22 protein-coding genes and 1 riboswitch are annotated in these 21,862 nt (G+C 33.6%); of the genes, 17 read left to right on the top strand and 5 right to left on the bottom strand.

Annotated elements, in window-relative coordinates:
- The first annotated feature begins 1 nt into the window (after position 1).
- From CEF14_RS08360 to CEF14_RS08340, 5 genes are all read left to right on the top strand, one after another.
- The gene (locus CEF14_RS08360) at positions 2-736 is read left to right on the top strand and encodes an SDR family NAD(P)-dependent oxidoreductase (RefSeq protein ID WP_102692434.1); all 735 of its coding nucleotides are present in this window, start codon (positions 2-4) and stop codon (positions 734-736) included.
- A gap of 22 nt (positions 737-758) precedes the next feature.
- Entirely contained in the window at positions 759-1,178 is a 420-nt protein-coding gene (locus tag CEF14_RS08355) for a MarR family winged helix-turn-helix transcriptional regulator (protein ID WP_102692433.1), read from the top strand.
- Positions 1,179-1,682: 504 nt separating this feature from the next.
- A complete protein-coding gene (gene coaW / locus CEF14_RS08350) occupies positions 1,683-2,513 on the top strand; it encodes a type II pantothenate kinase (protein WP_102692432.1) in 831 nt (276 codons plus the stop codon).
- A 167-nt stretch (positions 2,514-2,680) separates the two neighbouring features.
- Positions 2,681-3,079 carry a MarR family winged helix-turn-helix transcriptional regulator gene (locus CEF14_RS08345; RefSeq protein WP_102692431.1) on the top strand — a complete coding sequence of 133 codons (399 nt, stop codon included), beginning with the start codon at positions 2,681-2,683 and terminating at the stop codon, positions 3,077-3,079.
- 7 nt (positions 3,080-3,086) lie between these two features.
- A complete protein-coding gene (locus CEF14_RS08340) occupies positions 3,087-4,265 on the top strand; it encodes an MFS transporter (protein ID WP_146013875.1) in 1,179 nt (392 codons plus the stop codon).
- Between the two features lie 72 nt (positions 4,266-4,337).
- On the opposite strand, the gene CEF14_RS08335 is transcribed toward CEF14_RS08340, so the two are convergent.
- The gene (locus CEF14_RS08335) at positions 4,338-4,730 is read right to left on the bottom strand and encodes a ribonuclease HI family protein (protein WP_102692429.1); all 393 of its coding nucleotides are present in this window, start codon (positions 4,728-4,730) and stop codon (positions 4,338-4,340) included.
- 89 nt (positions 4,731-4,819) lie between these two features.
- On the opposite strand from CEF14_RS08335, the gene CEF14_RS08330 reads away from it, so the two are divergent.
- The 3 genes from CEF14_RS08330 to CEF14_RS08320 all read left to right on the top strand — a co-directional run bounded on the left by CEF14_RS08330 (position 4,820) and on the right by CEF14_RS08320 (position 8,306).
- Positions 4,820-5,014: a zinc-finger domain-containing protein gene (locus CEF14_RS08330; RefSeq protein ID WP_102692428.1), complete on the top strand. Its 195-nt coding sequence runs from the start codon at positions 4,820-4,822 to the stop codon at positions 5,012-5,014.
- A gap of 252 nt (positions 5,015-5,266) precedes the next feature.
- Positions 5,267-6,634, top strand: coding sequence for an aspartate kinase (locus tag CEF14_RS08325; RefSeq protein WP_102692427.1), 1,368 nt, complete (start codon positions 5,267-5,269; stop codon positions 6,632-6,634).
- A gap of 364 nt (positions 6,635-6,998) precedes the next feature.
- Entirely contained in the window at positions 6,999-8,306 is a 1,308-nt protein-coding gene (locus CEF14_RS08320; protein ID WP_102692426.1) for a hemolysin family protein, read from the top strand.
- Between the two features lie 40 nt (positions 8,307-8,346).
- Here CEF14_RS08320 and CEF14_RS08315 read toward each other — a convergent pair whose 3' ends face one another.
- Positions 8,347-8,547, bottom strand: a complete 201-nt coding sequence (locus tag CEF14_RS08315; protein WP_102692425.1) for a cold-shock protein — start codon at positions 8,545-8,547, stop codon at positions 8,347-8,349.
- A 351-nt stretch (positions 8,548-8,898) separates the two neighbouring features.
- On the opposite strand from CEF14_RS08315, the gene CEF14_RS08310 reads away from it, so the two are divergent.
- From CEF14_RS08310 to CEF14_RS08290, 5 genes are all read left to right on the top strand, one after another.
- Positions 8,899-10,578, top strand: a complete 1,680-nt coding sequence (locus CEF14_RS08310; protein WP_102692424.1) for a formate--tetrahydrofolate ligase — start codon at positions 8,899-8,901, stop codon at positions 10,576-10,578.
- Between the two features lie 141 nt (positions 10,579-10,719).
- Positions 10,720-11,349 carry an HD domain-containing protein gene (locus CEF14_RS08305; protein ID WP_102692423.1) on the top strand — a complete coding sequence of 210 codons (630 nt, stop codon included), beginning with the start codon at positions 10,720-10,722 and terminating at the stop codon, positions 11,347-11,349.
- On the top strand, positions 11,346-13,235 hold the full coding sequence (locus CEF14_RS08300) for an ABC-F family ATP-binding cassette domain-containing protein (protein ID WP_102692422.1): 1,890 nt from the start codon (positions 11,346-11,348) through the stop codon (positions 13,233-13,235). The genes CEF14_RS08305 and CEF14_RS08300 overlap by 4 nt, the downstream gene beginning before the upstream one ends.
- 19 nt (positions 13,236-13,254) lie before the next feature.
- Positions 13,255-14,382, top strand: a complete 1,128-nt coding sequence (locus tag CEF14_RS08295; protein WP_102692421.1) for a conserved virulence factor C family protein — start codon at positions 13,255-13,257, stop codon at positions 14,380-14,382.
- A gap of 197 nt (positions 14,383-14,579) precedes the next feature.
- Entirely contained in the window at positions 14,580-14,792 is a 213-nt protein-coding gene (locus CEF14_RS08290) for a hypothetical protein (RefSeq protein ID WP_102692420.1), read from the top strand.
- Positions 14,793-14,907: 115 nt separating this feature from the next.
- Here the strand turns inward: CEF14_RS08290 and CEF14_RS08285 are convergent, their stop codons facing one another.
- A complete protein-coding gene (locus tag CEF14_RS08285) occupies positions 14,908-15,102 on the bottom strand; it encodes a hypothetical protein (protein WP_102692419.1) in 195 nt (64 codons plus the stop codon).
- 244 nt (positions 15,103-15,346) lie between these two features.
- On the opposite strand from CEF14_RS08285, the gene CEF14_RS08280 reads away from it, so the two are divergent.
- Together CEF14_RS08280 and CEF14_RS08275 are read left to right on the top strand one after the other, a co-directional pair.
- Positions 15,347-15,910 carry a GNAT family N-acetyltransferase gene (locus tag CEF14_RS08280; RefSeq protein WP_102692418.1) on the top strand — a complete coding sequence of 188 codons (564 nt, stop codon included), beginning with the start codon at positions 15,347-15,349 and terminating at the stop codon, positions 15,908-15,910.
- A gap of 222 nt (positions 15,911-16,132) precedes the next feature.
- Complete coding sequence (locus CEF14_RS08275) at positions 16,133-17,320, top strand: hypothetical protein (RefSeq protein WP_102692417.1); 1,188 nt, start codon at positions 16,133-16,135, stop codon at positions 17,318-17,320.
- A 46-nt stretch (positions 17,321-17,366) separates the two neighbouring features.
- Here the strand turns inward: CEF14_RS08275 and thiC are convergent, their stop codons facing one another.
- A complete protein-coding gene (gene thiC / locus CEF14_RS08270) occupies positions 17,367-19,148 on the bottom strand; it encodes a phosphomethylpyrimidine synthase ThiC (protein WP_102692416.1) in 1,782 nt (593 codons plus the stop codon).
- A 132-nt stretch (positions 19,149-19,280) separates the two neighbouring features.
- A riboswitch (TPP riboswitch) is annotated at positions 19,281-19,395 on the bottom strand.
- A gap of 167 nt (positions 19,396-19,562) precedes the next feature.
- On the opposite strand from thiC, the gene CEF14_RS08265 reads away from it, so the two are divergent.
- A complete protein-coding gene (locus CEF14_RS08265; protein WP_102692415.1) occupies positions 19,563-20,111 on the top strand; it encodes a DJ-1/PfpI family protein in 549 nt (182 codons plus the stop codon).
- A 61-nt stretch (positions 20,112-20,172) separates the two neighbouring features.
- On the top strand, positions 20,173-21,024 hold the full coding sequence (locus tag CEF14_RS08260; protein WP_281256548.1) for an alpha/beta fold hydrolase: 852 nt from the start codon (positions 20,173-20,175) through the stop codon (positions 21,022-21,024).
- A 288-nt stretch (positions 21,025-21,312) separates the two neighbouring features.
- On the opposite strand, the gene CEF14_RS08255 is transcribed toward CEF14_RS08260, so the two are convergent.
- A complete protein-coding gene (locus CEF14_RS08255; RefSeq protein ID WP_102692413.1) occupies positions 21,313-21,678 on the bottom strand; it encodes a MerR family transcriptional regulator in 366 nt (121 codons plus the stop codon).
- Between the last annotated feature and the right edge of the window lie 184 nt (positions 21,679-21,862).

Here is a 21,862-nt window from a genome sequence, read left to right as displayed (position 1 = left end):
AATGGGACGTTTAGAAAATAAAATTGCAATTGTAACTGGTGGAGCATCAGGAATGGGTGCTAAAATGGTAGAACTATTCGCAAAAGAGGGCGCAACAGTAATTGCAGCTGATATCAATGAAGAAAATTTAGCTAAAATTTCTGAATTAGATAGTGTTGAAGGTATGAAACTTGATGTTACTTCCGACGAAAATTGGGCAGAACTAACAAAAGCTATCGTGGAAAAACATGGACGTATTGATATCTTAATTAACAATGCAGGTATTTCATCACAGAAATCACCTGATGAGATCACTGCAGATGATTGGGCATTAATACACAAAATTAATTCTTTTGGACCTTTCTTAGGAATCAAACATGTTAAACCATATATGAAAGAAGCCGGTAAAGGATCTATCGTTAATACCTGTTCATATACCGCACTAATCGGGTCAGGAACAAACTCTTACACAGCTTCTAAAGGTTCTTTGCGAGCAATTTCGCGCGCTGCAGCTGCTGAACTAGGTAAATTTAATATTCGAGTTAATTCTGTGTACCCAGGGGTTATTGAGACTCCTATGACAGCAAATATCGGTCAATTTAAAGAAGCTATGGATATGTTAATCCGTGCAACTCCAATGGGACGCCTAGGTAAACCGGAAGAAGTAGCGAATGCATCATTATTCTTAGCATCTGATGAAGCTTCATATATCACTGGTGCAGAATTAGTTATTGACGGTGGCTATTCAGCACAATAATAAAAAGAAAAGGGGGGAGAACATGAGCGAGAATCCTACCCTGTTTGATTTACTACATGAGATGGATAAAGTAAATGCGAAAATGATTTTGCGTTGGAAGAAACTTTTTCAAGTAAACATAGGTATATCTCATATTTTAGTCTTAAGTTATTTAAAAGAAAATGGCCCAAGCAGACCTTCAGATATTGCCAAGTATCTAGAATTTGCACCTGCGTCTTTAACGCATTTATCCGACAAATTAATTGACAATCATTTTTGTGTTCGAAAAGCAGACTCTGAAGATCGTCGTATTTCTTACTTAGCAATCACACAATCCGGACTAGACGTATTGGAACAAGCAACAATACTCGGTCAAGAAATGAAGAAAGAATATTTTAAAGTTTTAACAGATGATGAAATAGCACAACTTCTTATTATTTATACTAAATTAAATACTCAATAAAAAGAGAGTTTCATTCTTTGCCTACAAGAATGAAACTCTTTTTTTGAATAAGAAATAATTAGCTAAGGGGCTTTCCCCTTCTCCTTGAATAGCTGAAGAATGTACATGTTATTATTACAATACGTTCTTCTCTGAATAATGGATATACCTTTTAAATAAAGACATATGATATCCATCTCTTAAACACACAGTTATTTTACTTATTAAATAATTCGATATCTTTGAAAGCATTTTCAAAGTATATCCATTATGCTATAATATGAAAAAATTATAGTAGTTTTAATGAATAAATATATATGGATTGCAAAGGGATCATAATTTTCCGCTTTTTGCTATGTAATTTTAAAAGGAATTTAAATGCAAATCAATCTTGGTTAGGTTCGATAAGTAGTAATTAGTCGAATGGTTCTACTAAATTTAAGAAAGTATGGTTTTCTAAAATGAAATTGCACATTCCAAAATTACGAAGTAAAGTGTTAAAGGGCGATTAAAAAGGAGATTTGTATGACAAAGGCAATAGGAATAGATGCAGGGGGAACACTAACAAAATTAGCATATTTAAATGATCAGCATGAGTTACGGCTTAAGCATTTCCCATCAAATAATTTACCTGCTGTTTTAGAGTGGATTCATCAGCAAGAAACTATTCAAGAAATTGGTTTAACAGGTGGCCGTACAGGACAAATAAAGGCAATGCTAGATGCAGATAAATCAATTCAATATATTGTAGAATTTGAAGCAACTTTAAAAGGGGTTCGCTATCAATTAGCGAAAGAAGATCATCACTTTAAGAAATGTATCATCACAAACGTCGGAACAGGCACGTCCATCCATTATATGGACGAGGTGGAACATATGAGAGTTGGAGGAACTGGTGTAGGTGGAGGGACTCTAATTGGACTGTCCGCTTTAACAACAGGTATAAAAAATTACCGTGAAATACTTCAACTTGCTAAAAATGGCAACCGTACAGATATTGATTTGTTAGTAGAGGAAATTTTTCAAGGTATAGAAACACCAGTAGAGCTAAAACCTACCTTAACAGCTAGTAATTTCGGCAAAGTAGGTATAAAAGAATCTGTAAAATACGAATCAGCAGATATTTTGGCGACAATACAAGGTTTAGTAGGTGAAGTAATTACGACACTAAGTATTCAATTAGCAGAACAAATGGATGTTGAGCAAATTATCTATATTGGTACAACACTAGATCAAAATGATAAATTACAAGAAATAATTGCTGATTATACTATTTTAAAAAAGAAAACGCCTATTTTTTTACAAGATCATGGTTTCAGTGGAGCTATTGGAGCTTTGATGAATATAATGGAATAATATTTAGACTTAATAGCCCTGTAAAAGGTTATTAAGTCTTTTTTACTGTATTAATACAATGTTAGCGATTACATTATTAGATGATAACAAAACCTATTTACAAATATTAAACTTAGGAATAAACTAATTAAAGTTATTTACCTAGGTAAATAATAACGGAGGACATTATGAACATTATTTTTCACGAAATTTTTCAAACGACACGACAATTCACTAACGATTTAAATGCTGTTTTAAAAGACTTTGGTCTATATAATAGCCAATGGACTATATTGTTTACAGTTCATCAGCATAAAGCGATGACTTTAACAGAAATATGGAAGTATCTAAATGTTGAAGCACCAACTGTAACAAGAACAGTTACAAGATTAGAACAACTTGGATGGTTAGTACGAAAAGATGGAGAAGATCGTCGTTCGAAGATTGTAACATTGTCAGAAGAAGGATTAAAAAAATATCCTGCAATTGAAGCGTCTGTCATACAATTTGAAAATTCAATTGCAAAGGGATTAACGATTGAAGAACAAAAGATGTTTTTGTCTCTCTTACGAAAATTGAAGGGATGATGATTTTTTGAAAGACCAAAATAGAATATGGACAAAGAGATTTATCAGCTTATTTTGCACTAATATGAGTGTGTTTTTTGTGTTTTATGGATTAGTTTCAGTTCTCCCACTATATGCGACAGGAGAGCTTCATCGTTCAGAAGGCGATGCGGGATTACTCCTTTCAATCTTCTTACTTTCAGCTATTCTTACTCGACCATTTACAGGAAAAGTCCTTGATATAGTCGGAAAAAGAAAAATGCTAATTATGAGTTTGATCCTCTATCTATTTACAACACTTTTATATATTTTTATAAAACCATTTTTATTACTACTCATTTTACGTTTTATTCAAGGTATTTCTTTTAGTATCCTAACAACTGCTAATAACTCTATTGCAGCAGACATTGTACCAAGATCAAGAAAAGGTGCAGGATTAGGCTATTTTACAATGTCCCTTAATTTGGCTGTTGTATTAGGTCCTTTTGTTGGATTACTTGTCATTCAATATTTAAATTTTGAAATGTTATTTATCATCATGAGTATTGTTGTTATTTTAGGTGGTTTATGTGCAATGACTATTAAATTAGACGATCTGCCAGTTCCACCAAAACCAGCTAAATTATCGTTTACACTTTCTGATCTATTTGAGAAGAAGGCTTTACCATATGCATTTTTTGCTTGTTTTATTGCTATTTCTTATTCGAGTGTTTTATCCTTCTTATCTGTTTATGCGAAAGAACAACATTTGATGGGAGTAGCCAGTGTATTTTATCTAGTGTATGCAGCAGCAATGCTTATCACACGCCCGTTCACAGGTAAACTATACGATACGAAAGGTCCAAAATATGTTATAATCCCCGGGTTTGTATTCTTCGTGCTTGGATTATTGACATTAGCTTCAGTGAATGGACCTTTCTTGTTTTTAGTAGCTGGTATTTTGGTTGGTTTGGGGTACGGTGCATTAGTACCAAGTTTCCAATCACTCTGTGTTCAAGCAGCAGAACATAGTCGAAGTGGTTATGCGACGGCTACTTTCTTCACTTTATTCGATGTAGGGATTGCACTTGGATCTTGGCTATTAGGGATTGTAGCAATGCATTATCATTATGATGCAGTATATGTTGTTGCGGCAGTAGTAATCTTTATAACATGTTTGGTTTATTTTATAAAAACAATTCATAAGCCACAGCATCAAACCATTTAAAGAGGTAATAATAAGGATTGAACTTTGAATGGTTAAGTTCAATCCTTATTACTTCTATATAATATAGTTACTTTACTTCTTTCCTTTTTGTATTCCTTGTCGAGCAAGTGCATCTGCAGCTTTGTTTTGTGAATCTGGAATCCATTTGATAAAAAATAAATTAAATTGTTTTATTAGTTTCAGTGCAGTATCTAAATAAGGTTTGTACTCTTCACTCTTTACAAATTCTTTTTCAATAGATGTGACTACAATTTTAGAATCAGAGCGTACTGAAATTATATCAGTGGATAATTTTGCTGCTTCTTGTAATCCGCGAATAAGTGCTACGAACTCTGCTGCATGATTATTCGTAATACCAATAGGTTCACTAAATTTCAGTTGATGTCCTTCTCCTTTTATGAAAATACCAATTGCACTAGGACCAGGATTACCTGCACTTGCTGCATCGATATATACTTCTAACATCTCATCACCACTTCCAAGTTCTATACTTGCATCTTAACACATAACGGTAGTAGAATAGACAAATACTGCAAATGAGGTGATTCAATAATATGGAACAGATCACCATCGTAAAAGAAATCGATGAACTGTTACAAGGCTATTGCGAAGATTGTTTAGCCAAAAAACAAATGCGAAAAGAACGGGGTAAAGCCGGTGCACATAAATTCTGTATTGAATCTTGCACAGTTGGTGAGCAGTTACAGTTTTTAGGTCAAGAATTATTAAAAGTTTATACAAAATCATAATTAACTAAAACATAAATTTATTGTAAAAAACACCATAAGGTTTCCTTATGGTGTTTTATTAAATAAGGTAGAGAAATTTCTAAGAAACGAATATAATTGTATCCTGGATATTTAAAAAAGAAATAATTATTGAAATTTATGTAGTAAATTTTTCTAAATGTATTGACTATTTAACATATAATTTGTACACTGTGAAAAAACAATTGTTTTCCTTAGAGGTACAGAAGAATAATAACGTAAGGATTTGATGAGATGAAAGTATGTAAATTTGGTGGAACTTCAGTTGCAAGTGCAGAACAAATTCAAAAAGTTGCTGCAATTGTAAAAGCTGATGTTACTCGAAAAATTGTAGTAGTATCTGCACCAGGTAAACGATATAGTGAAGATATTAAAGTTACAGATTTATTAATCGAATTAGCAGAAGCGGTTATTGCAGGAAGTAAGTACGAAGACAAATTGCTAAATGTTGTTGCGCGTTATAAAGAAAATGCAGAAGGTTTAGGACTTAATCCCTCAATTACTGAAGCAATTTTAACAGATTTACATGCACGTATAGAAGAGGCTTCTAAAGTTAGTGATGAATATTTACTGGATACACTAAAAGCAAGTGGTGAAGATAATAATGCTAAAATGATTGCACAATACTTTAATAGTGTAGGGATAAAAGCTAAATATGTTAGTCCAAAAGAGGCTGGGCTCATTGTAAATGAAGGACCTGAACGGGCACAAGCACAGCCAGAAGCTTATGTAAACTTGAATACATTAAAAGATACTGCTGAAGTAATCGTTTTCCCTGGATTCTTTGGTTTTACAAAATCTGGCGTTTTGCGTACTTTTGATCGAGGTGGTTCTGATATAACAGGTTCAATTATGGCAGCTTCAGTTAGAGCGAGCCTGTATGAAAACTTTACAGATGTAGATTGTGTATTTAGTGCAAATCCAAAAGTGGTCAATAACCCTGCAGAAATTCATGAAATTACATACAGAGAAATGAGAGAACTTTCTTATGCGGGTTTTACTGTATTTCATGATGAAGCGTTAATGCCAGTTGTAAAACTAGGTATTCCAGTTAACATTAAAAATACCAATAACCCTCTAGTTGAGGGGACAAGAATTGTCTCTAAACGTAAGGAAAATAATCGACCGGTTACAGGGATTTCAGCAGATTCTGGTTTCTCCATTCTGTATGTAAGTAAATACTTGATGAATAGAGAAATTGGATTTGGTCGCAAATTACTTCAAATTCTTGAAGAAGAACGAATTTCGTATGATCATACACCATCTGGAGTAGATGATATTTCGATTATTATTCGTAGTAGACAACTATCCCCTGAAAAAGAAGGACGCATAGTGAACCGTGTATTGAATGAGTTAAATGCAGATGATGTCTATTTTCGTCACGGTTTTTCGATGATTGTTGTTGTGGGAGAAGGAATGAATAATAGTACAGGTTTAGCTGCACGTGCTGCTTCTGCAATTTCAAAAACAGGTGCAAATATTGAAATGATCAACCAAGGATCTTCTGAAGTAAGTTTATCATTTGGTGTCCAAGAAAAATTTGAAAACGATATTTTGCTAGCATTATATAATGAGTTTTTTGCTGTTACAGCTGTACGTTGATTGTTTAAAAATCTCTTTTTTTCAAACGAATTCAGACTATAGACAAACTCGAAATTTATTGAGTTTGCCTATAGTCTTTTTTACGTAAGAGCTCATGAATGGTAGAAGTTTTCTGTGAATGAGGAGATACAAAAAAATTAGCAAAGACTTATGCGGCTAATAACCATAGCTAATTCCAAATCTTGCATAATATTTCTTATTAGAAAAGGTGAATTTTTTTATAATTTTTAGAAAAAAATAATATAGTATTAACAGATTTAATTTGCTTTTTTCATATGATTTCCATTAAATTTAGAATAGTAAGAAAAAACAGGAGGTGAATTCTCTGCGTTGAATAGAAGCGTTTAACGTAGAGAGACCATATTTGGACAATGAAATAGCCAGTAATTTAATTCTGTTTGTTATTTTAATTGCGATGACTGGATTTTTTGTCGCAACTGAGTTCGCAATTGTAAAAGTAAGGCCAACGCGAATTAATCAGTTACTTACAGAAGGCAACAGAAAAGCAAAAAAAGCGAAAAAAGTATTAACAAATTTAGATGAGTATTTATCAGCATGTCAACTAGGTATTACCATTACAGCACTAGGTTTAGGGTGGATTGGTGAGCCTACAGCAGATAAACTATTACATCCGCTTTTTGAAGCTATTGGTATTGAAGGAAGTACAGCAACATTACTATCCTTTATTGTTGCATTTTCAGTTGTAACATTTTTACATGTTGTAGTAGGTGAATTAGCACCGAAAACATTTGCGATTCAGCAAGCAGAGAAAATTACCTTGAACTTTTCAGGGACTTTAATACTTTTTCATAACATCATGTATCCAGTCATCAAATTATTAAATGGATCTGCAAGAGTTTTGACGAGTATTTTTGGCTTAAAAATGCAATCCGAAGGTGAAGAAGTTCATAGTGAGGAAGAATTACGTATGATTTTATCAGATAGTTATAAAAATGGCGAAATTAACCCTTCTGAATATAAACTAGTGAATCAAATTTTTGAATTTGATGAACGGATTGCAAAGGAAATTATGGTGCCTCGAACTGAAATTGTAAGTTTTGATAAGCAAACAACTTTAAGTGAAGTTTTCGAGCTGATGAATGTTGAGCAATATACACGTTATCCTGTTACAGATGGTGATAAGGATCATGTAATTGGAATCGTTAATATGAAACAACTTCTTTCAGCACTTATAATAGATAAAAAAAGTGAAACAAAAACTGTACAGGATTATATGCAACCTGTAATTCGAATTATTGAAACAGTTCCAATTAATAATCTCCTTGTGAAATTCCAAAAAGAAAGAATCCATATGGCCATTTTGCTAGATGAGTATGGTGGTACATCAGGATTAGTAACGATTGAAGACATTATTGAAGAAATTGTTGGTGAAATACGAGATGAGTTTGATGGTGATGAGTTACCAGAGATTCAAAAAGTAGCGGAAGGTCACTTTAGTTTTGATGGTAAAGTATTGCTTAATCAAGTAAATGATATGTTAGGTGTACAAATTGATGAAGAAGATATTGATACCATTGGTGGGTGGTTCATGTCACATCAAGATAATGCAAAAGAAGGAGATTTCTTTGAATCTGAAGGTTTTCAATTTATCGTAAATCAAGTGAATAAGCATCAAATTGTCCGTATTGAAGCAAAAAAAGTGGGGGCATAGAAAAAAGCTATTCAGTCTTTTGGCTGAGTAGCTTTATTATTTATATTTTAATTACATTTGTCGCTTGGGGACCGCGATTTCCTTCGATAATATCGAAACTCACATCTTGTCCTTCGTTCAAAGTACGAAAACCTTCTTCTTGAATGCCAGTGAAATGGACAAAAACGTCATCACCATTATTGTACTCAATAAAACCATAGCCTTTTTCGTTATCGAACCATTTTACTTTTCCGTGGTGCATCCGCTTTCCTCCCAACAACAAAATTCAAATTTTCGCATTTATTACTTTTGACGGCAAGGTAAGCCCCATTATGCCTCTTATTTAGTTGAAATCAAGGTGATAGCAAAAAAATTGATAGGGGCTACATACTAAAAGCTTGATTGCATTATTTAAATACTAGGTAAAGTTTAGAGTTTTGCCAATAATAAATGATGGATAAACTATACATGATTTTATAAAAATTGTCAATTCATTGTCGATGTGTAGCTCTAATTGATGAATAATATAATTTATAGTATGGTTAGGTTATCGAAATGGTGAGCTACAAATATAAAGCTTACCATTAATTTTGAAACGAAAGTAGGAGCCACTGTGTCAAAAACTGTCCAACCTTTATCTGATTTAGAAATCGCTAGAAACGCAACTATTCGTCCAATATCAGAAATTGCTGCAGTTGCAGGAATTCCTGAGGATGCACTTGAATTATACGGTAAATATAAAGCGAAAATAGATGTTAGTAAATTGGCGCAAAAACAGCCAACTGCAAAAGTAGTGCTTGTGACAGCGACAAATCCAACTCCAGCCGGAGAAGGAAAATCCACAGTAACTGTCGGCCTTGCAGACGCTTTACATAAATTGCAACATAATGTCATTGTTGCACTACGTGAACCATCATTGGGACCTGTAATGGGAATAAAAGGTGGTGCTACAGGTGGTGGTTACGCACAAGTATTACCAATGGATGATATCAATCTCCATTTTACAGGTGATTTACACGCTATTACAACTGCAAACAATGCACTTGCTGCATTAATTGATAATCATATCCATCAAGGAAACAAACTTAAAATTGATCCACGAAGAATTATTTGGAAACGGGTATTAGATATGAATGATCGTGCATTACGTCATATTGTAATCGGACTAGGAGGTCCTGGTCAAGGAACACCACGTGAAGATGGTTTTGATATTACTGTTGCATCAGAAATTATGGCAATTTTCTGCCTTGCTACGGACATTCAAGACTTGAAAAAAAGGCTTTCTGATATTGTAATCGGCTATACTTATGACAAAGAACCTGTCTTTGTTCGTGATTTAGGTGTTGAAGGTGCATTAACCCTTCTATTAAAAGATGCATTTAAACCAAATTTAGTTCAAACAATTGAAGGAACGCCTGCCATAATTCATGGTGGTCCTTTTGCGAACATTGCACATGGCTGTAATTCTATTCAAGCAACGAATACTGCACGGAAGCTTGCTGATCTAGTTGTAACAGAAGCTGGATTTGGTGCGGATTTAGGTGCAGAAAAATTTATGGATATTAAAGCTGTTCAAGGAAATTTAAAACCAGACGCGGTTGTAATTGTTGCAACAGCACGTGCATTAAAAATGCATGGTGGAGTCGATAAAACAAAACTAAAAATCGAAAATGTAGAAGCAATTAGAAAAGGTATTTCAAATCTTGAAAAACATATCGATACAGTTCGTCAGTTTGGGGTAGAACCTGTTGTTGCACTGAACCGCTTTATTACAGATACAGAAGCAGAAATCGAAGAGATTATTAAGTGGTGTGAAAAAGAATGTGTCAAAGTAGCTCGTACTAATGTATGGGAAGAAGGTGGAGCAGGTGGTATAGAGCTTGCAAAGGCCGTATTAGAAGTTGTAAATGAAGAAAATCACTTCCAACCAATTTATAATGTAACAGATTCAATAGAACAGAAAATACGATCAATTGTTCAAAAAGTTTATGGCGGTCAAGATGTAAAATTTACCGATAAAGCTAGAAAACAAATAACTGAAATTGAAAAATTCGGTTGGGATTCGATGCCAGTGTGTATGGCTAAAACACAATACTCATTGACCGATCAACCGAAATTACTAGGCCGCCCAGAAGGATTTACGATTACAGTCAGAGAAATTATTCCAAAGCTAGGTGCTAAATTTATCGTTTGTCTAACCGGGGATATTATGACAATGCCTGGTCTTCCTAAAGAGCCTGCTGCATTGAAAATGGATGTAGACGAAAATGGTAACGCGATAGGATTATTCTAATCAAACACTTAAAAGACTATTTCCATTGCAAGTTTTGAATGGAAGTAGTCTTTTTTTATGTAATTAGTTCATCAATACACAATCAAAGCGTATTTATCGTTATAATAGAACTACCTTGCAAGAAAAGGAGTAAAGATAATAATGAATAAAGTGGAGAAATGCGAACAACTCGTAAAATCCATTTACGATCAATTTGATGCAAGTCATGATTATCAACATATCGAAAGAGTTATGATAAATGCAAATACAATTTTGAAGTCAGAACCAACAGCTAATACACAATTCGTTCAATTAGCTGTTCTATTACATGATGTAAGCGATCCAAAATACACAACTGGTAAAGAAAACGAAATTGCGATATTAAATCAGCTTGACCTGACAACTGAAGAAATACGACAAATTAGAGAAATTATTGCATCTGTTTCATTTCGTGGTGGAAATGAGTTAAAGGCAAAATCACTCGAAGCAATGATTGTCAGAGATGCAGACCGTCTTGATGCAATTGGGGCAGTAGGAATAGCTAGAACTTTTGCTTTTGGTGGAGCGAAAGGGCGTAAACTGTATGATTTTGAAGAGGAAGTCCGATATCAAATGACGGAAGAAGAGTATCGAAAAAAAGAAACGGCTTCTGTAACACACTTTTATGAAAAACTTCTATTGTTAAAGGATTTAATGACGACAACAAAAGGAAGAGAATTGGCTGAAGGTCGTCATCAGTTTATGATAGATTTTTTACAACAACTGAAGTTAGAAAGAGATGGAAAATTATGAGTCATTTAATTGTTTCGAACTGTACAAAAACAGTTGGCGATAAAACGCTATTTAAAGATATTGAGTTTACAATAGTGGAAGGAGAAAGAGCAGGATTAATTGGTATTAATGGGACGGGTAAGTCTACATTAATGGCTATTTTAGCAGGTGAATTAGAAGCAGATACCATTGAATTAGATCATCCAAATAAATTTCGTGTAGCCTATCTCCCTCAAAATCCAATATTCTCTCCTGGAGAAACGGTATTACAAGCAGTTTTTACAGGAGATTCTCCGATATTGAAACTAAATAGACAATATGAAGAAACAGTGACTGCTCTTGCTCATGAACCAGAATCTACTATTTTACAAGAACAACTTTTTCGCTTGCAACAGCAAATGGATCAACAACAAGCATGGGATGTCAATGCTTTAGCAAAAACAGCCTTAACAAAACTTGGCATTGAATTGTTTGATGAAGAAGTTGTCAATCTATCTGGTGGGCAACAAAAACGTGTGGCCCTAGCTAAGATTTTAATTGAACCAGCAGATTTATATCTACTCGATGAACCAACCAATCATCTGGATGTTCAATCAACTGAATGGTTACAAGAGATGGTTTTACGTTTAAAAGGAGCAGTTATTTTCATTACGCATGATCGCTATTTCCTGGATGCAATTTCAACGCATATCTATGAAATCGCAGACCAAACATTATACAAACATAATGGGAATTATGCTGCATATTTAGAAGCAAAAGCAATAAGACAAGAGATGACAATTGCAACTCAGGCGAAAATGCGGAATCGTTATCGATCAGAGTTAAAATGGATTCGACGTGGTGCCCAAGCTCGTTCAACAAAACAAAAAGCTCGAATACAACGTTTTGAAGAGCTTTCTGAAAATCTTGAACATGGATCAGCTGATTCGAATCTTGAACTTGGCCTGGCTACTTCTAGATTAGGAAAAAAAGTAATTGAAGCTAAAGACATTACAAAGGGCTATCAAGAAAAACAATTGATCAAAAATTTCTCTTTTCTTTTACAACAAGGTGACCGACTTGGGATTATTGGTGCAAACGGAGTAGGGAAAAGTACATTATTAAATATGCTTTCAGGAGATATTCAACCAGATGAAGGTATGATTGATGTCGGTTCAACAGTAAAAATTGCACACTTTACTCAACACCTACCTGAGATGAATTCAAATCAACGAATGATTGAATATATTCGTGAGACTGCAAATGATATTGAAGATGCAACAGGTGAGCATCACTCTGCTGCATCTATGTTAGAGCGTTTTTTATTCCCATTACATACACATGGGACCCCGATTGGTAAATTATCAGGTGGCGAAAGAAAACGTTTATATTTATTAAAACTACTGATGGAACAACCAAATGTCTTATTACTTGATGAACCAACAAATGATTTAGATGTTGAAACACTTTCGGTTTTAGAAGATTTTATCGAACAATTTAGTGGGGTTGTTGTGACGATTTCACATGACCGTTTCTTCCTTGACCGTATTGCAAAGAAATTATGGGTATTAGATGGTCGTGGTGGTGTAGAAGAAAGCTATGATCTTTATAGTGATTACCTAGCAAAACAATCAAAAATAAAAATCAATACACAAGTAAAAGAAAAGCCTGCAGAAAAGGTGAAAGAACCAAAAGTAAAAACACAAAAGAAAAAACTGTCATTTAAAGAACAAAAAGAGTGGGAGACCATTGAGGAAGATATTGCACAAGTAGAAGAAGCTATTATGGAAGCTGAAGATGGTATTTCTAATGCGGGTTCAGATTTTACCTTATTACAAAACTTAACTGCTGAGTTAGAAGAGTTAAATGCAAAATATGAGCTTCTTATTGAACGTTGGGAATACTTACAAAATATCGTGAATGGTTAGAGTTAAAGGAGGAAACATGATGAAAATAGTGACAATTGAGCCAACTCCAAGTCCCAATACGATGAAAATAATACTTGATCATGAATTACCATTTGGTACTGCACATAATTATAATGAAAAAAACAAAGAAGAAGCACCTAAAGAAATTCAAGACATTTTATCCATTGAAGGTATCAAAGGTGTTTACCATGTTGCAGATTTTCTAGCAGTTGAACGAATTTCTAGATACGATTGGGTAAATATTCTAGCAGCAGTTCGTAATTCATTTGGTGAACAAAATGAAACAACAGAAGGGAAGAAACAAGTAGATGAACATTATGGTGAAATTTATGTTCATGTTCAAATGTTCAAAGGAATCCCACTTCAAGTAAAAGTATTTGATAGCATTTCTGAACAACGTTTTGGTTTAGCTAAACGATTTATAGAAGCATTTAATCAAGCGATGCAAGCAGACGAAAACTATATTTTACAACGTAAATGGGTTGATTACGGTGTTCGGTATGGTGAAAAAGAAGATATTGGTCAGAGTATGGTCGATGAATTAGAAGCAGCATTTCCAGAAAGTCGTATTTCAGAACTCATAAATGCAAGTAAAGAACAAAGAACAACTGTTTTCCAAAACAAACGAAAAATTTCACTACAAGAATTTGAAGTTGATGATTGGGAAACTCGTTTCCAATTACTTGATCAAATGGCTGATCCTGAAGTGGGTGATCTTGCATTATTACAAAAGGCATTAGCAGATGAGAAAATGTCCATTCGACGACTTGCAACTGTCTACCTTGGAATGATTGATGATACAGCGGTTGTCCCATTTTTAGTTAAAGCATTACAAGATAAAAGTGCTTCTGTTCGTCGTACTGCGGGAGATTGTATCAGCGATTTAGGTTTTGTAGAATTTGAACCTGCAATGATGGAAGCATTAAAGGATCGCAATAAACTTGTTCGTTGGCGAGCAGCCATGTTCTTATATGAAACGGGTACTACGGCCAGTTTAGATGCTCTAGAAGAAGCAAGTAATGACTCAGAATTTGAAGTGAAATTGCAAGTGAAAATGGCGATCGCTCGTATTTCACAAGGACAAGAAGCAATGGGATCTGTATGGAAACAAATGACAGAAGCCCGTTCAGAAACAAAAAATAAGTAGATAAAATAAAAAGAGTAAGTAGTGTAGTTCAAATTACTTACTCTTTTTTATGTTTTAAAAGAAAAATTGCATATTACCTTCATATTCTCTCATTGACATTAAGAATAAAGAATCAATATAATTGTAATAGTGTGAGTCTCTAGTTATGTAAATAATATCATGCACTTAAATAGTTTGATGGAGTTAGGAGTGTAATTATGATTTGTGGAAAATGTAGCTGTGAAAAGAAAAATGTTCATATTTCTCACAGTTATCAAACATCTACTGGTTTGGTTCAAGTTGTGAATATACCTGCATTAACATGTGATTGTGAAACAACAATCCCTCAATCAGTATTAATGGAAATCCAAGCATATTTTGAAAAAAGTCAACAAAGTGGAGTGCATCAAATTCAATTTGAGGATTTATAACTAAAATACATAAGTAATGGGGCAACTTATAGTTAATTGTGACTTTAAGATGCCCTTTTATGGTCGCAAAAAACACTTATGCAAGTAAATAATTTGTGTAGCTTTAGCCATATTATTAAGATTGAATCATATTATCTTCTCTACTTCTACCCCGTGCAGAATACATAGCATAACTAGAATAAAAGGAAGCAACACTCAATATTCCAAATAACCAGCGGATTTCTATACTATAAATTGGTGCGACAATCCCTCCAATCAATAAAACAATCCCTATTACTAAAAGAAAAATAGCCGTGTTTAGATCCTTCATTCTCAACATCTCCTTATGCTTTTGTATGACTATTATTTCTATATTCAGTATTCTTAAACCTTCTTTTTCTGAATTTTTACACTAATGGAATTGAACAGAAAATTATAACATTTAAAAGCTTAAGTTTGAAATGTGTCTATTTTATGTCTATAATTATAGAAATCCAATTTGCTGAGTTCGATGTAATACATAAAGATCTAGACGAGCAACGTTTGAAGAAATATGACTTCAGGAGGTTTTGATTATGGTATGTATTCATTTAGTCTCTCATGATATTAAGTACGCAGAAGAAATGTCTAAATTGACCAGTATTCCAGATGTTCGTAATGCACTAGGAATGACTGATATACAGTGTTCTATTGCAGGGACAAGAGACTTTATCAGACTGATGCAATTAGAAGAACGTTTAGGTCAGCAATTCTCTAGGATGATTTTCAATGAAAAAAATCAGTTGATTGGTGTTACTTCATTAAAGGGTATAGATGAAGAACAAAAACTATGTCATATTGGTACATGGTTAGGGCGCCCTTATTGGGGGAAAGGTTACAATCAACTGGCTAAAATGGAAATACTAAAGATTGCTTTTGAAAAATTACAGTTAAATTATGTTTTTGCAGGAGCACGAATCGAGAATATTCGCTCACAAAAAGCTCAAGCAAAACTCCCGTATATGACTTTACATGTAGAACATCAATTTTTTAGTGAATGGAAAAAATTAGAACAACAAGAACGAACACCTTGTATACTGAACGTTGTAAGGAAGGAGGATTTTCTAGATTGGTATTATCAAGATATTGCAGTAGGTTAGGCCAATTCCATGAACGAGAATTGGCCTTTTTTTATTTATCCCACATAAACGGACAGTAAGTTATTGCTATAGAACTTGGCGAAATTAAGCTAAGTTCTTTTTTCAGTGAGGTATAATAGGTTTTACATTTTTTTACTTGGTGTTTATGGTAATATAGTAATGGATAGTTGTCATTTTGGATTTATTTAATAATGTAGGTAGTCGAAATATTTAGGAGGAATCATGAAATATAGTAAGATCATTATTTTAGTTTCATTGATTGGATTATTAAGTGTTGGTATATTTACATTTAAAAGTTATAAGAAAGCATCAAAATTAAATGATATTACACTATCATTAACAGAAATAAAAAAGCAAAATTTTCTAAATCAGCAGTTGGCTGTCCTTTACGCTTCTTCTACAACACAAGAGTTGCAGAAGGGAAAGGGCAATAGCCAAGTCATATTTATAGACAATCAAGGAAATGCACGTGGATTAAAGTTATCTGGATTAGAAAATGGAAGTACATATTTTAATAAGAATGACCTTTTTATAGAGGAATCCAATCGAGTGATGTTACTCAGTAAAAAGCTGATTACATATAATATGCCATCAGAAGAGTTTAGAGGTATTCAAACTGGGTATCTTCCAAAAACGAAACAATACTATAGCTTGTATAATACAGGATTTAGCAAAACGGAAGATTATATATCAACAATTCGTTATGGTGGAGAAGATATGATTCATAATACACAGATTCCTTATTTTATTTCAACTACAGGTCAATTATCGGACTGTCTTCTTGTAGTAACGCAAGATTTAATATCTGGAGAGTTTGCTTTACAGGAAGTCAGATTACAATCGAAAGCAAAGACAAAAAAATTGCTCGATCTTCCTTTAAAAAACGCAGAGGAATTGGATGCAATATCGCCAGTGGTTGTGGATCATCAGCATTTCTATTTTGTTATGTCCTATTATCAAGCAGAAAACCGTGAAGATTTACGTTTAGTTATTATTAATCGTGATACAAAAAAAGTAAAGGAAATACCTTTCATTCAGTATCGTTCTAAGTATCAAGTAGAGAATGGACTACCATTTAATTTTAATCACTCAGCTTATATCAATAATGGTCATTTTTATTATGTAAATGGACTTGGTGAAATTTATGAATATAATGTAGCTAATGGAGAAATCAAAAAGACACTACAGTTGAGTTATGAGAAGAAGGGGAATAGTCGCTTTGAGCAAGTAACTTTTGAAAATAATCAAATTCACCATATATACTCCGATGAAAAACAACAATTTTACCTAGAAACATATGATTTATCTTCAAAGAAAAAGATCTATACTAAAAAAGTTCAAAATTTAGAAAATGTTTTACCAATGAGTAATAAGCATTACTTTTTAACAAATTTAGAAGTTTTACAGTAAATAACAAAACCAGCTAGTGTTTGTTACTAGCTGGTTTTGTTATGATTTACCGGTAAATTTGGCTTCCCTGTTGACGGAATTCTGATGCTTTTTCTTTCATCCCTACTCCAATAAGACCATCCACAGTCAGTTCTTTTTCTTTTGCTAAATTTCGAATATCTTGTGAAATTCGCATACTACAGAATTTAGGTCCACACATTGAGCAGAAGTGAGCAGTTTTTGCACCTTCAGCCGGCAATGTTTCATCATGATATTCTAAAGCTTTTTCTGGATCAAGTGATAGGTTAAATTGGTCATTCCAACGAAATTCAAAGCGAGCTTTTGACAAGGCATCATCTCTTAGTTGCGCACCTTTATGTCCTTTTGCTAAGTCCGCAGCATGTGCAGCAATTTTGTAAGTGATAACACCTGTGCGTACGTCCTCTTTATTTGGCAATCCTAGATGTTCTTTTGGTGTTACATAGCATAACATTGCAGTACCGAACCAACCAATCATTGCAGCTCCTATTGCAGAAGTAATATGATCATATCCTGGAGCAATATCAGTAGTAAGAGGTCCTAATGTATAAAAAGGCGCTTCTTGGCAAACTTCCATTTGTTTATCTACATTTTCTTTAATCAAATGCATTGGGATATGTCCTGGGCCTTCAATCATGACTTGTACATCGTGTTTCCAAGCAATCTTGGTCAATTCTCCAAGTGTTTCTAGTTCGGCAAATTGTGCATCATCATTTGCATCAGCAATGGATCCTGGGCGTAAACCATCTCCTAATGAAAAGGCAATATCATACGATTTCATAATTTCACAGATTTCTTCAAAATGAGTATATAAAAAGTTTTCTTCGTGATGTGCTAAACACCATTGTGCAAGGATTGAACCACCACGGGATACAATCCCAGTCATACGTTTAACTGTTAATGGAATATAACGTAAAAGCACACCTGCATGAATGGTAAAATAATCTACACCTTGTTCTGCTTGTTCGATTAAAGTATCTCTATATACTTCCCAAGTTAAATCTTCTGCAATACCTGCAACTTTTTCTAAAGCTTGATAAATAGGAACCGTTCCAACAGGTACCGGTGAATTTCTAATAATCCATTCTCTCGTTGTATGGATATTCTTTCCTGTTGAGAGATCCATAATGGTATCAGCACCCCAACGAATAGCCCATGTCATTTTTTCAACTTCATCTTTGATCGAAGAGGATACAGCAGAATTTCCGATATTAGCATTAATTTTTACATGAAAATTTCGTCCGATAATCATAGGTTCAATCTCAGGATGATTAATATTAGCTGGAATTATTGCTCTTCCTTCCGCCACTTCTTTACGAACAAATTCTGGTTCTACATTTTCCCTTATTGCGATAAATTCCATTTCAGGTGTTATCATACCATTTCGTGCATAATGAAGCTGTGTAACATTTTTTCCTTCTTGGGCACGTAATGGTCTGGAATTAACGTATGGAAATTGCTCTATAGAATCAGTATTATTTTCTTTTTTGTATCCATTATCTTCAGGTTTTATGTTTCTACCAATATATTCTTCTACATCATTTCTTTCTAAAATCCATTCTCTGCGAAGAGGAGGAAGACCCTCTCGAATATTAATAGGGCGGTTTTCATCTGTATAAGGACCACTTGTATCATAAATTTTTACGGAAGGATTCTGAGTAATACCACCTGTCGCTTCTTTTGTCGGTGATAAAACAATTTCACGCATTGGTACCTGAATATCAGCACGAGTTCCTTGTTGGTATACTTTACGGCTACCAGAAAAACTAGACATAATGGCAAAATTCATCTCTTCATTCGTTTTTTTCATCTTGGTTATCTCCTATTCTTCTTATCGATAATAGGGACAGATCTATTCCATAGTGAATATTTCAAATGAACAAAAAACCAGGCCCATTATAAAAAATGGACCTGGCGATATACATAGATAGATTATCTACTTTGCTCAGTGATGTAACATCCCCACGCTGGTATGAACCAGATCAGGTCCCGAGGGTTAAGAAACGTCAACGTGTTTCTCTCTCAGCCCAACTCACTGGACACCCCTTGTTATCAATATAATTTTTATATAACCATATTATAGTAAAACAAGTATAAAAGTAAATATATAAATAGAAATTTACAAATTAATGACATTGTACTCAATTAAAAGGGTTTAATGATGAATAGAACGAAATAGTAAAACGAAAGTTATTTTAGGTATTTTAATAGAGGAGATGACAAAATGACAAAGAAAATTTTAATATTAGCTGGTGATGCAGTAGAGGCTTTAGAAGTGTACTATCCTTATTATCGTTGTCTTGAAGAAGGCTTTCATGTAACCATCGCTGCTCCAAGTGTAAAAAAAATTCAAACGGTTGTCCATGATTTTATTGATGGTGTAGATACGTATACAGAAAAGCCAGGTTATGGATTAGAAGCAAATGCTAGCTTCGAAAACATTAAACCAGAAGAATATGACGGATTAATCATCCCAGGTGGTCGGGCACCGGAATATATCCGCCTCAATGAATATATTCCAGCTATTGTGAGTCATTTCTTTGAGGCAAATAAACCAATTGCAGCGGTTTGCCACGCTGCTCAAATCTTTGCGGTCATTCCTAATGTGATCAAAGGACGGGAGCTTACTGCTTATATTGCGTGTAAACCAGAAGTACAAGTTGCAGGTGGAACATACATTGAAGAACATCTTCATACAGAAGGAAATCTTGTTAGTGGACATGCATGGCCAGACTTACCAGGATTAATGAAAGAGTTTTTAAAAAAATTATAAAAGTATAAGCTCTGATTTTATGAATCAGGGCTTAAATTTTTAATAGGAAGAGGTGATTTAAATAAACGAAGAATTTTATGAATGGGGAAATCCTCAGAATACAACGCTAGTTAGTTTACATGGAATGGGGAGTACAGGATTAACGTTTGGAGAGTTTTCTAAATATCTTGATACTTATCATATTTTGGCGTTTGATTTACCTGGTCATGGAAATGCCGAAAAGTGTAATAAGAAGACAGATTATCAACCTGCGAAATTAGCAGAAAAAATTCATGAAAAATTAAGTAAGCTTGAAAAACAATCATTTTATCTAATGGGTCACTCCTTAGGTGGCAATATAGCACTGTATTATGGTGAGAAATATCCAGAAAAATTAAAAGGTATTATTTTATTGGATGGAGGTTATATTACACCATCTGAATTTGGCTCATTAGAAGAACAATTGCAAGAATCTGAGCGACATTATACTGAATCACGATATGACTCTTGGAAAGACTTTATAGAGGAGGAAAAGAAGGAATATTCAAGCTGGTCAAAAGAATTAGAAGTTGCTGCTCGTGCGCGAGTGAAAGAAGTAAACAACGAAATTCAATTAAAGGTTGAATTAGATACGATTCAAGCATTCATTACTGTCTTTTTTGAAGAATCAGTAAAAGATATATTGGAGCGTATCAAAGTACCAATCTTGCTATTAACAGCTTCAGAACCCGAAGAAGTAAACGCAATAAGAGAAAGTTCCTGCAAGAGATTCGAGCAATTAGCTAACGCAGCGACAATCATTAGTATTCCAAAAGCTGGACATGACTTGTTTAGTGATCAACCTATTTTGATTGCTCAACATATAAACGAATGGGTTATTAAAAATGAATGTAAACTAATAAACAATTCTAAAGTAAATAACATTAGTAAGTAGTTTAAAAAGCACATCAGTTGTTTTGTAGTAAATAACAATGAGGTGCTTTTTTAATTTATTCTTTCAATTGCTAACAAAGCTTCTATTTAAATTTGCTCATTATTATTGTGTGTGAGTAAGTGAAAAAACCGCTCCCTTTCGGTCTGACAATTAAGAAATCATTCCACACACTATGCTCATTCTAATAAATAATAAAGAATAAGAAACAAGAACCTTGTAAGTTAGATTACTGAAGAATATTCCTCCTATTTTATCCAAATCAACAATTTGGCAATTGTATTTTATAATTTAGCCATTTTTATGTAAACTATCTAGATAAGATAATAGACGGTATGTTTTCATTCTACGTATAGCCAATTCTCTTTCTGCTTGTTCAATTTTCTTTATGGATGTATACAGTTTATCTTGAATATCTTGGAGTAAAGAGGGCGATTGAAATCCAGCAGAACGTTTTAAGTGAAATATGATCTGTATCTCTCTAATTGTAAGCCCAATTGCTTGCATTTCCTTAATGATATGAAAGTCTTGAATATCTTTTTCTGTATAATCTCGTTTGTCACCATTTCGTATTGGATCTATTAGGTTGAGCTCTTCATAATACCTGACTGTATCCTTTGAAGTCTGAATCATTTCCACAAATTCTCCTATATGCATTGTTTCCTTTTCCCCTTTAATAAAAATAGATTCCTTCAAAAATTATTGTTTAACTAAGAATAGAAGATATGAAGTTTATTAGATATTAAAACAATATAAATATTCCTTAAATAATCTTTAATATCTATTTTAGATGTAGTTGTTTTTTTCTCACTGATAAAAAGCACCCAAGTAATAATATACC

Source organism: Rummeliibacillus pycnus (genome assembly GCF_002884495.1).
Lineage (GTDB): Bacteria > Bacillota > Bacilli > Bacillales_A > Planococcaceae > Rummeliibacillus > Rummeliibacillus pycnus.
The sequence above is the reverse complement of the archived record's forward strand: the minus strand, read 5'-3'. Positions and strand labels throughout refer to the sequence as shown.

Bases quoted from the DNA above. Each gene is read 5' to 3' on its own strand.
- CEF14_RS08295 (WP_102692421.1), top strand. From the start codon at position 13,255: ATGAAAATAGTGACAATTGAGCCAACTCCAAGTCCCAATACGATGAAA.
- CEF14_RS08255 (WP_102692413.1), bottom strand. From the start codon at position 21,678: ATGCATATAGGAGAATTTGTGGAAATGATTCAGACTTCAAAGGATACA.
- CEF14_RS08265 (WP_102692415.1), top strand. From the start codon at position 19,563: ATGACAAAGAAAATTTTAATATTAGCTGGTGATGCAGTAGAGGCTTTA.
- CEF14_RS08315 (WP_102692425.1), bottom strand. From the start codon at position 8,547: ATGCACCACGGAAAAGTAAAATGGTTCGATAACGAAAAAGGCTATGGT.
- CEF14_RS08355 (WP_102692433.1), top strand. From the start codon at position 759: ATGAGCGAGAATCCTACCCTGTTTGATTTACTACATGAGATGGATAAA.
- CEF14_RS08345 (WP_102692431.1), top strand. From the start codon at position 2,681: ATGAACATTATTTTTCACGAAATTTTTCAAACGACACGACAATTCACT.
- CEF14_RS08280 (WP_102692418.1), top strand. From the start codon at position 15,347: ATGGTATGTATTCATTTAGTCTCTCATGATATTAAGTACGCAGAAGAA.
- CEF14_RS08360 (WP_102692434.1), top strand. From the start codon at position 2: ATGGGACGTTTAGAAAATAAAATTGCAATTGTAACTGGTGGAGCATCA.
- CEF14_RS08325 (WP_102692427.1), top strand. From the start codon at position 5,267: ATGAAAGTATGTAAATTTGGTGGAACTTCAGTTGCAAGTGCAGAACAA.
- CEF14_RS08305 (WP_102692423.1), top strand. From the start codon at position 10,720: ATGAATAAAGTGGAGAAATGCGAACAACTCGTAAAATCCATTTACGAT.
- CEF14_RS08300 (WP_102692422.1), top strand. From the start codon at position 11,346: ATGAGTCATTTAATTGTTTCGAACTGTACAAAAACAGTTGGCGATAAA.
- CEF14_RS08290 (WP_102692420.1), top strand. From the start codon at position 14,580: ATGATTTGTGGAAAATGTAGCTGTGAAAAGAAAAATGTTCATATTTCT.
- coaW (WP_102692432.1), top strand. From the start codon at position 1,683: ATGACAAAGGCAATAGGAATAGATGCAGGGGGAACACTAACAAAATTA.
- CEF14_RS08335 (WP_102692429.1), bottom strand. From the start codon at position 4,730: ATGTTAGAAGTATATATCGATGCAGCAAGTGCAGGTAATCCTGGTCCT.
- CEF14_RS08330 (WP_102692428.1), top strand. From the start codon at position 4,820: ATGGAACAGATCACCATCGTAAAAGAAATCGATGAACTGTTACAAGGC.
- thiC (WP_102692416.1), bottom strand. From the start codon at position 19,148: ATGAAAAAAACGAATGAAGAGATGAATTTTGCCATTATGTCTAGTTTT.
- CEF14_RS08275 (WP_102692417.1), top strand. From the start codon at position 16,133: ATGAAATATAGTAAGATCATTATTTTAGTTTCATTGATTGGATTATTA.
- CEF14_RS08285 (WP_102692419.1), bottom strand. From the start codon at position 15,102: ATGAAGGATCTAAACACGGCTATTTTTCTTTTAGTAATAGGGATTGTT.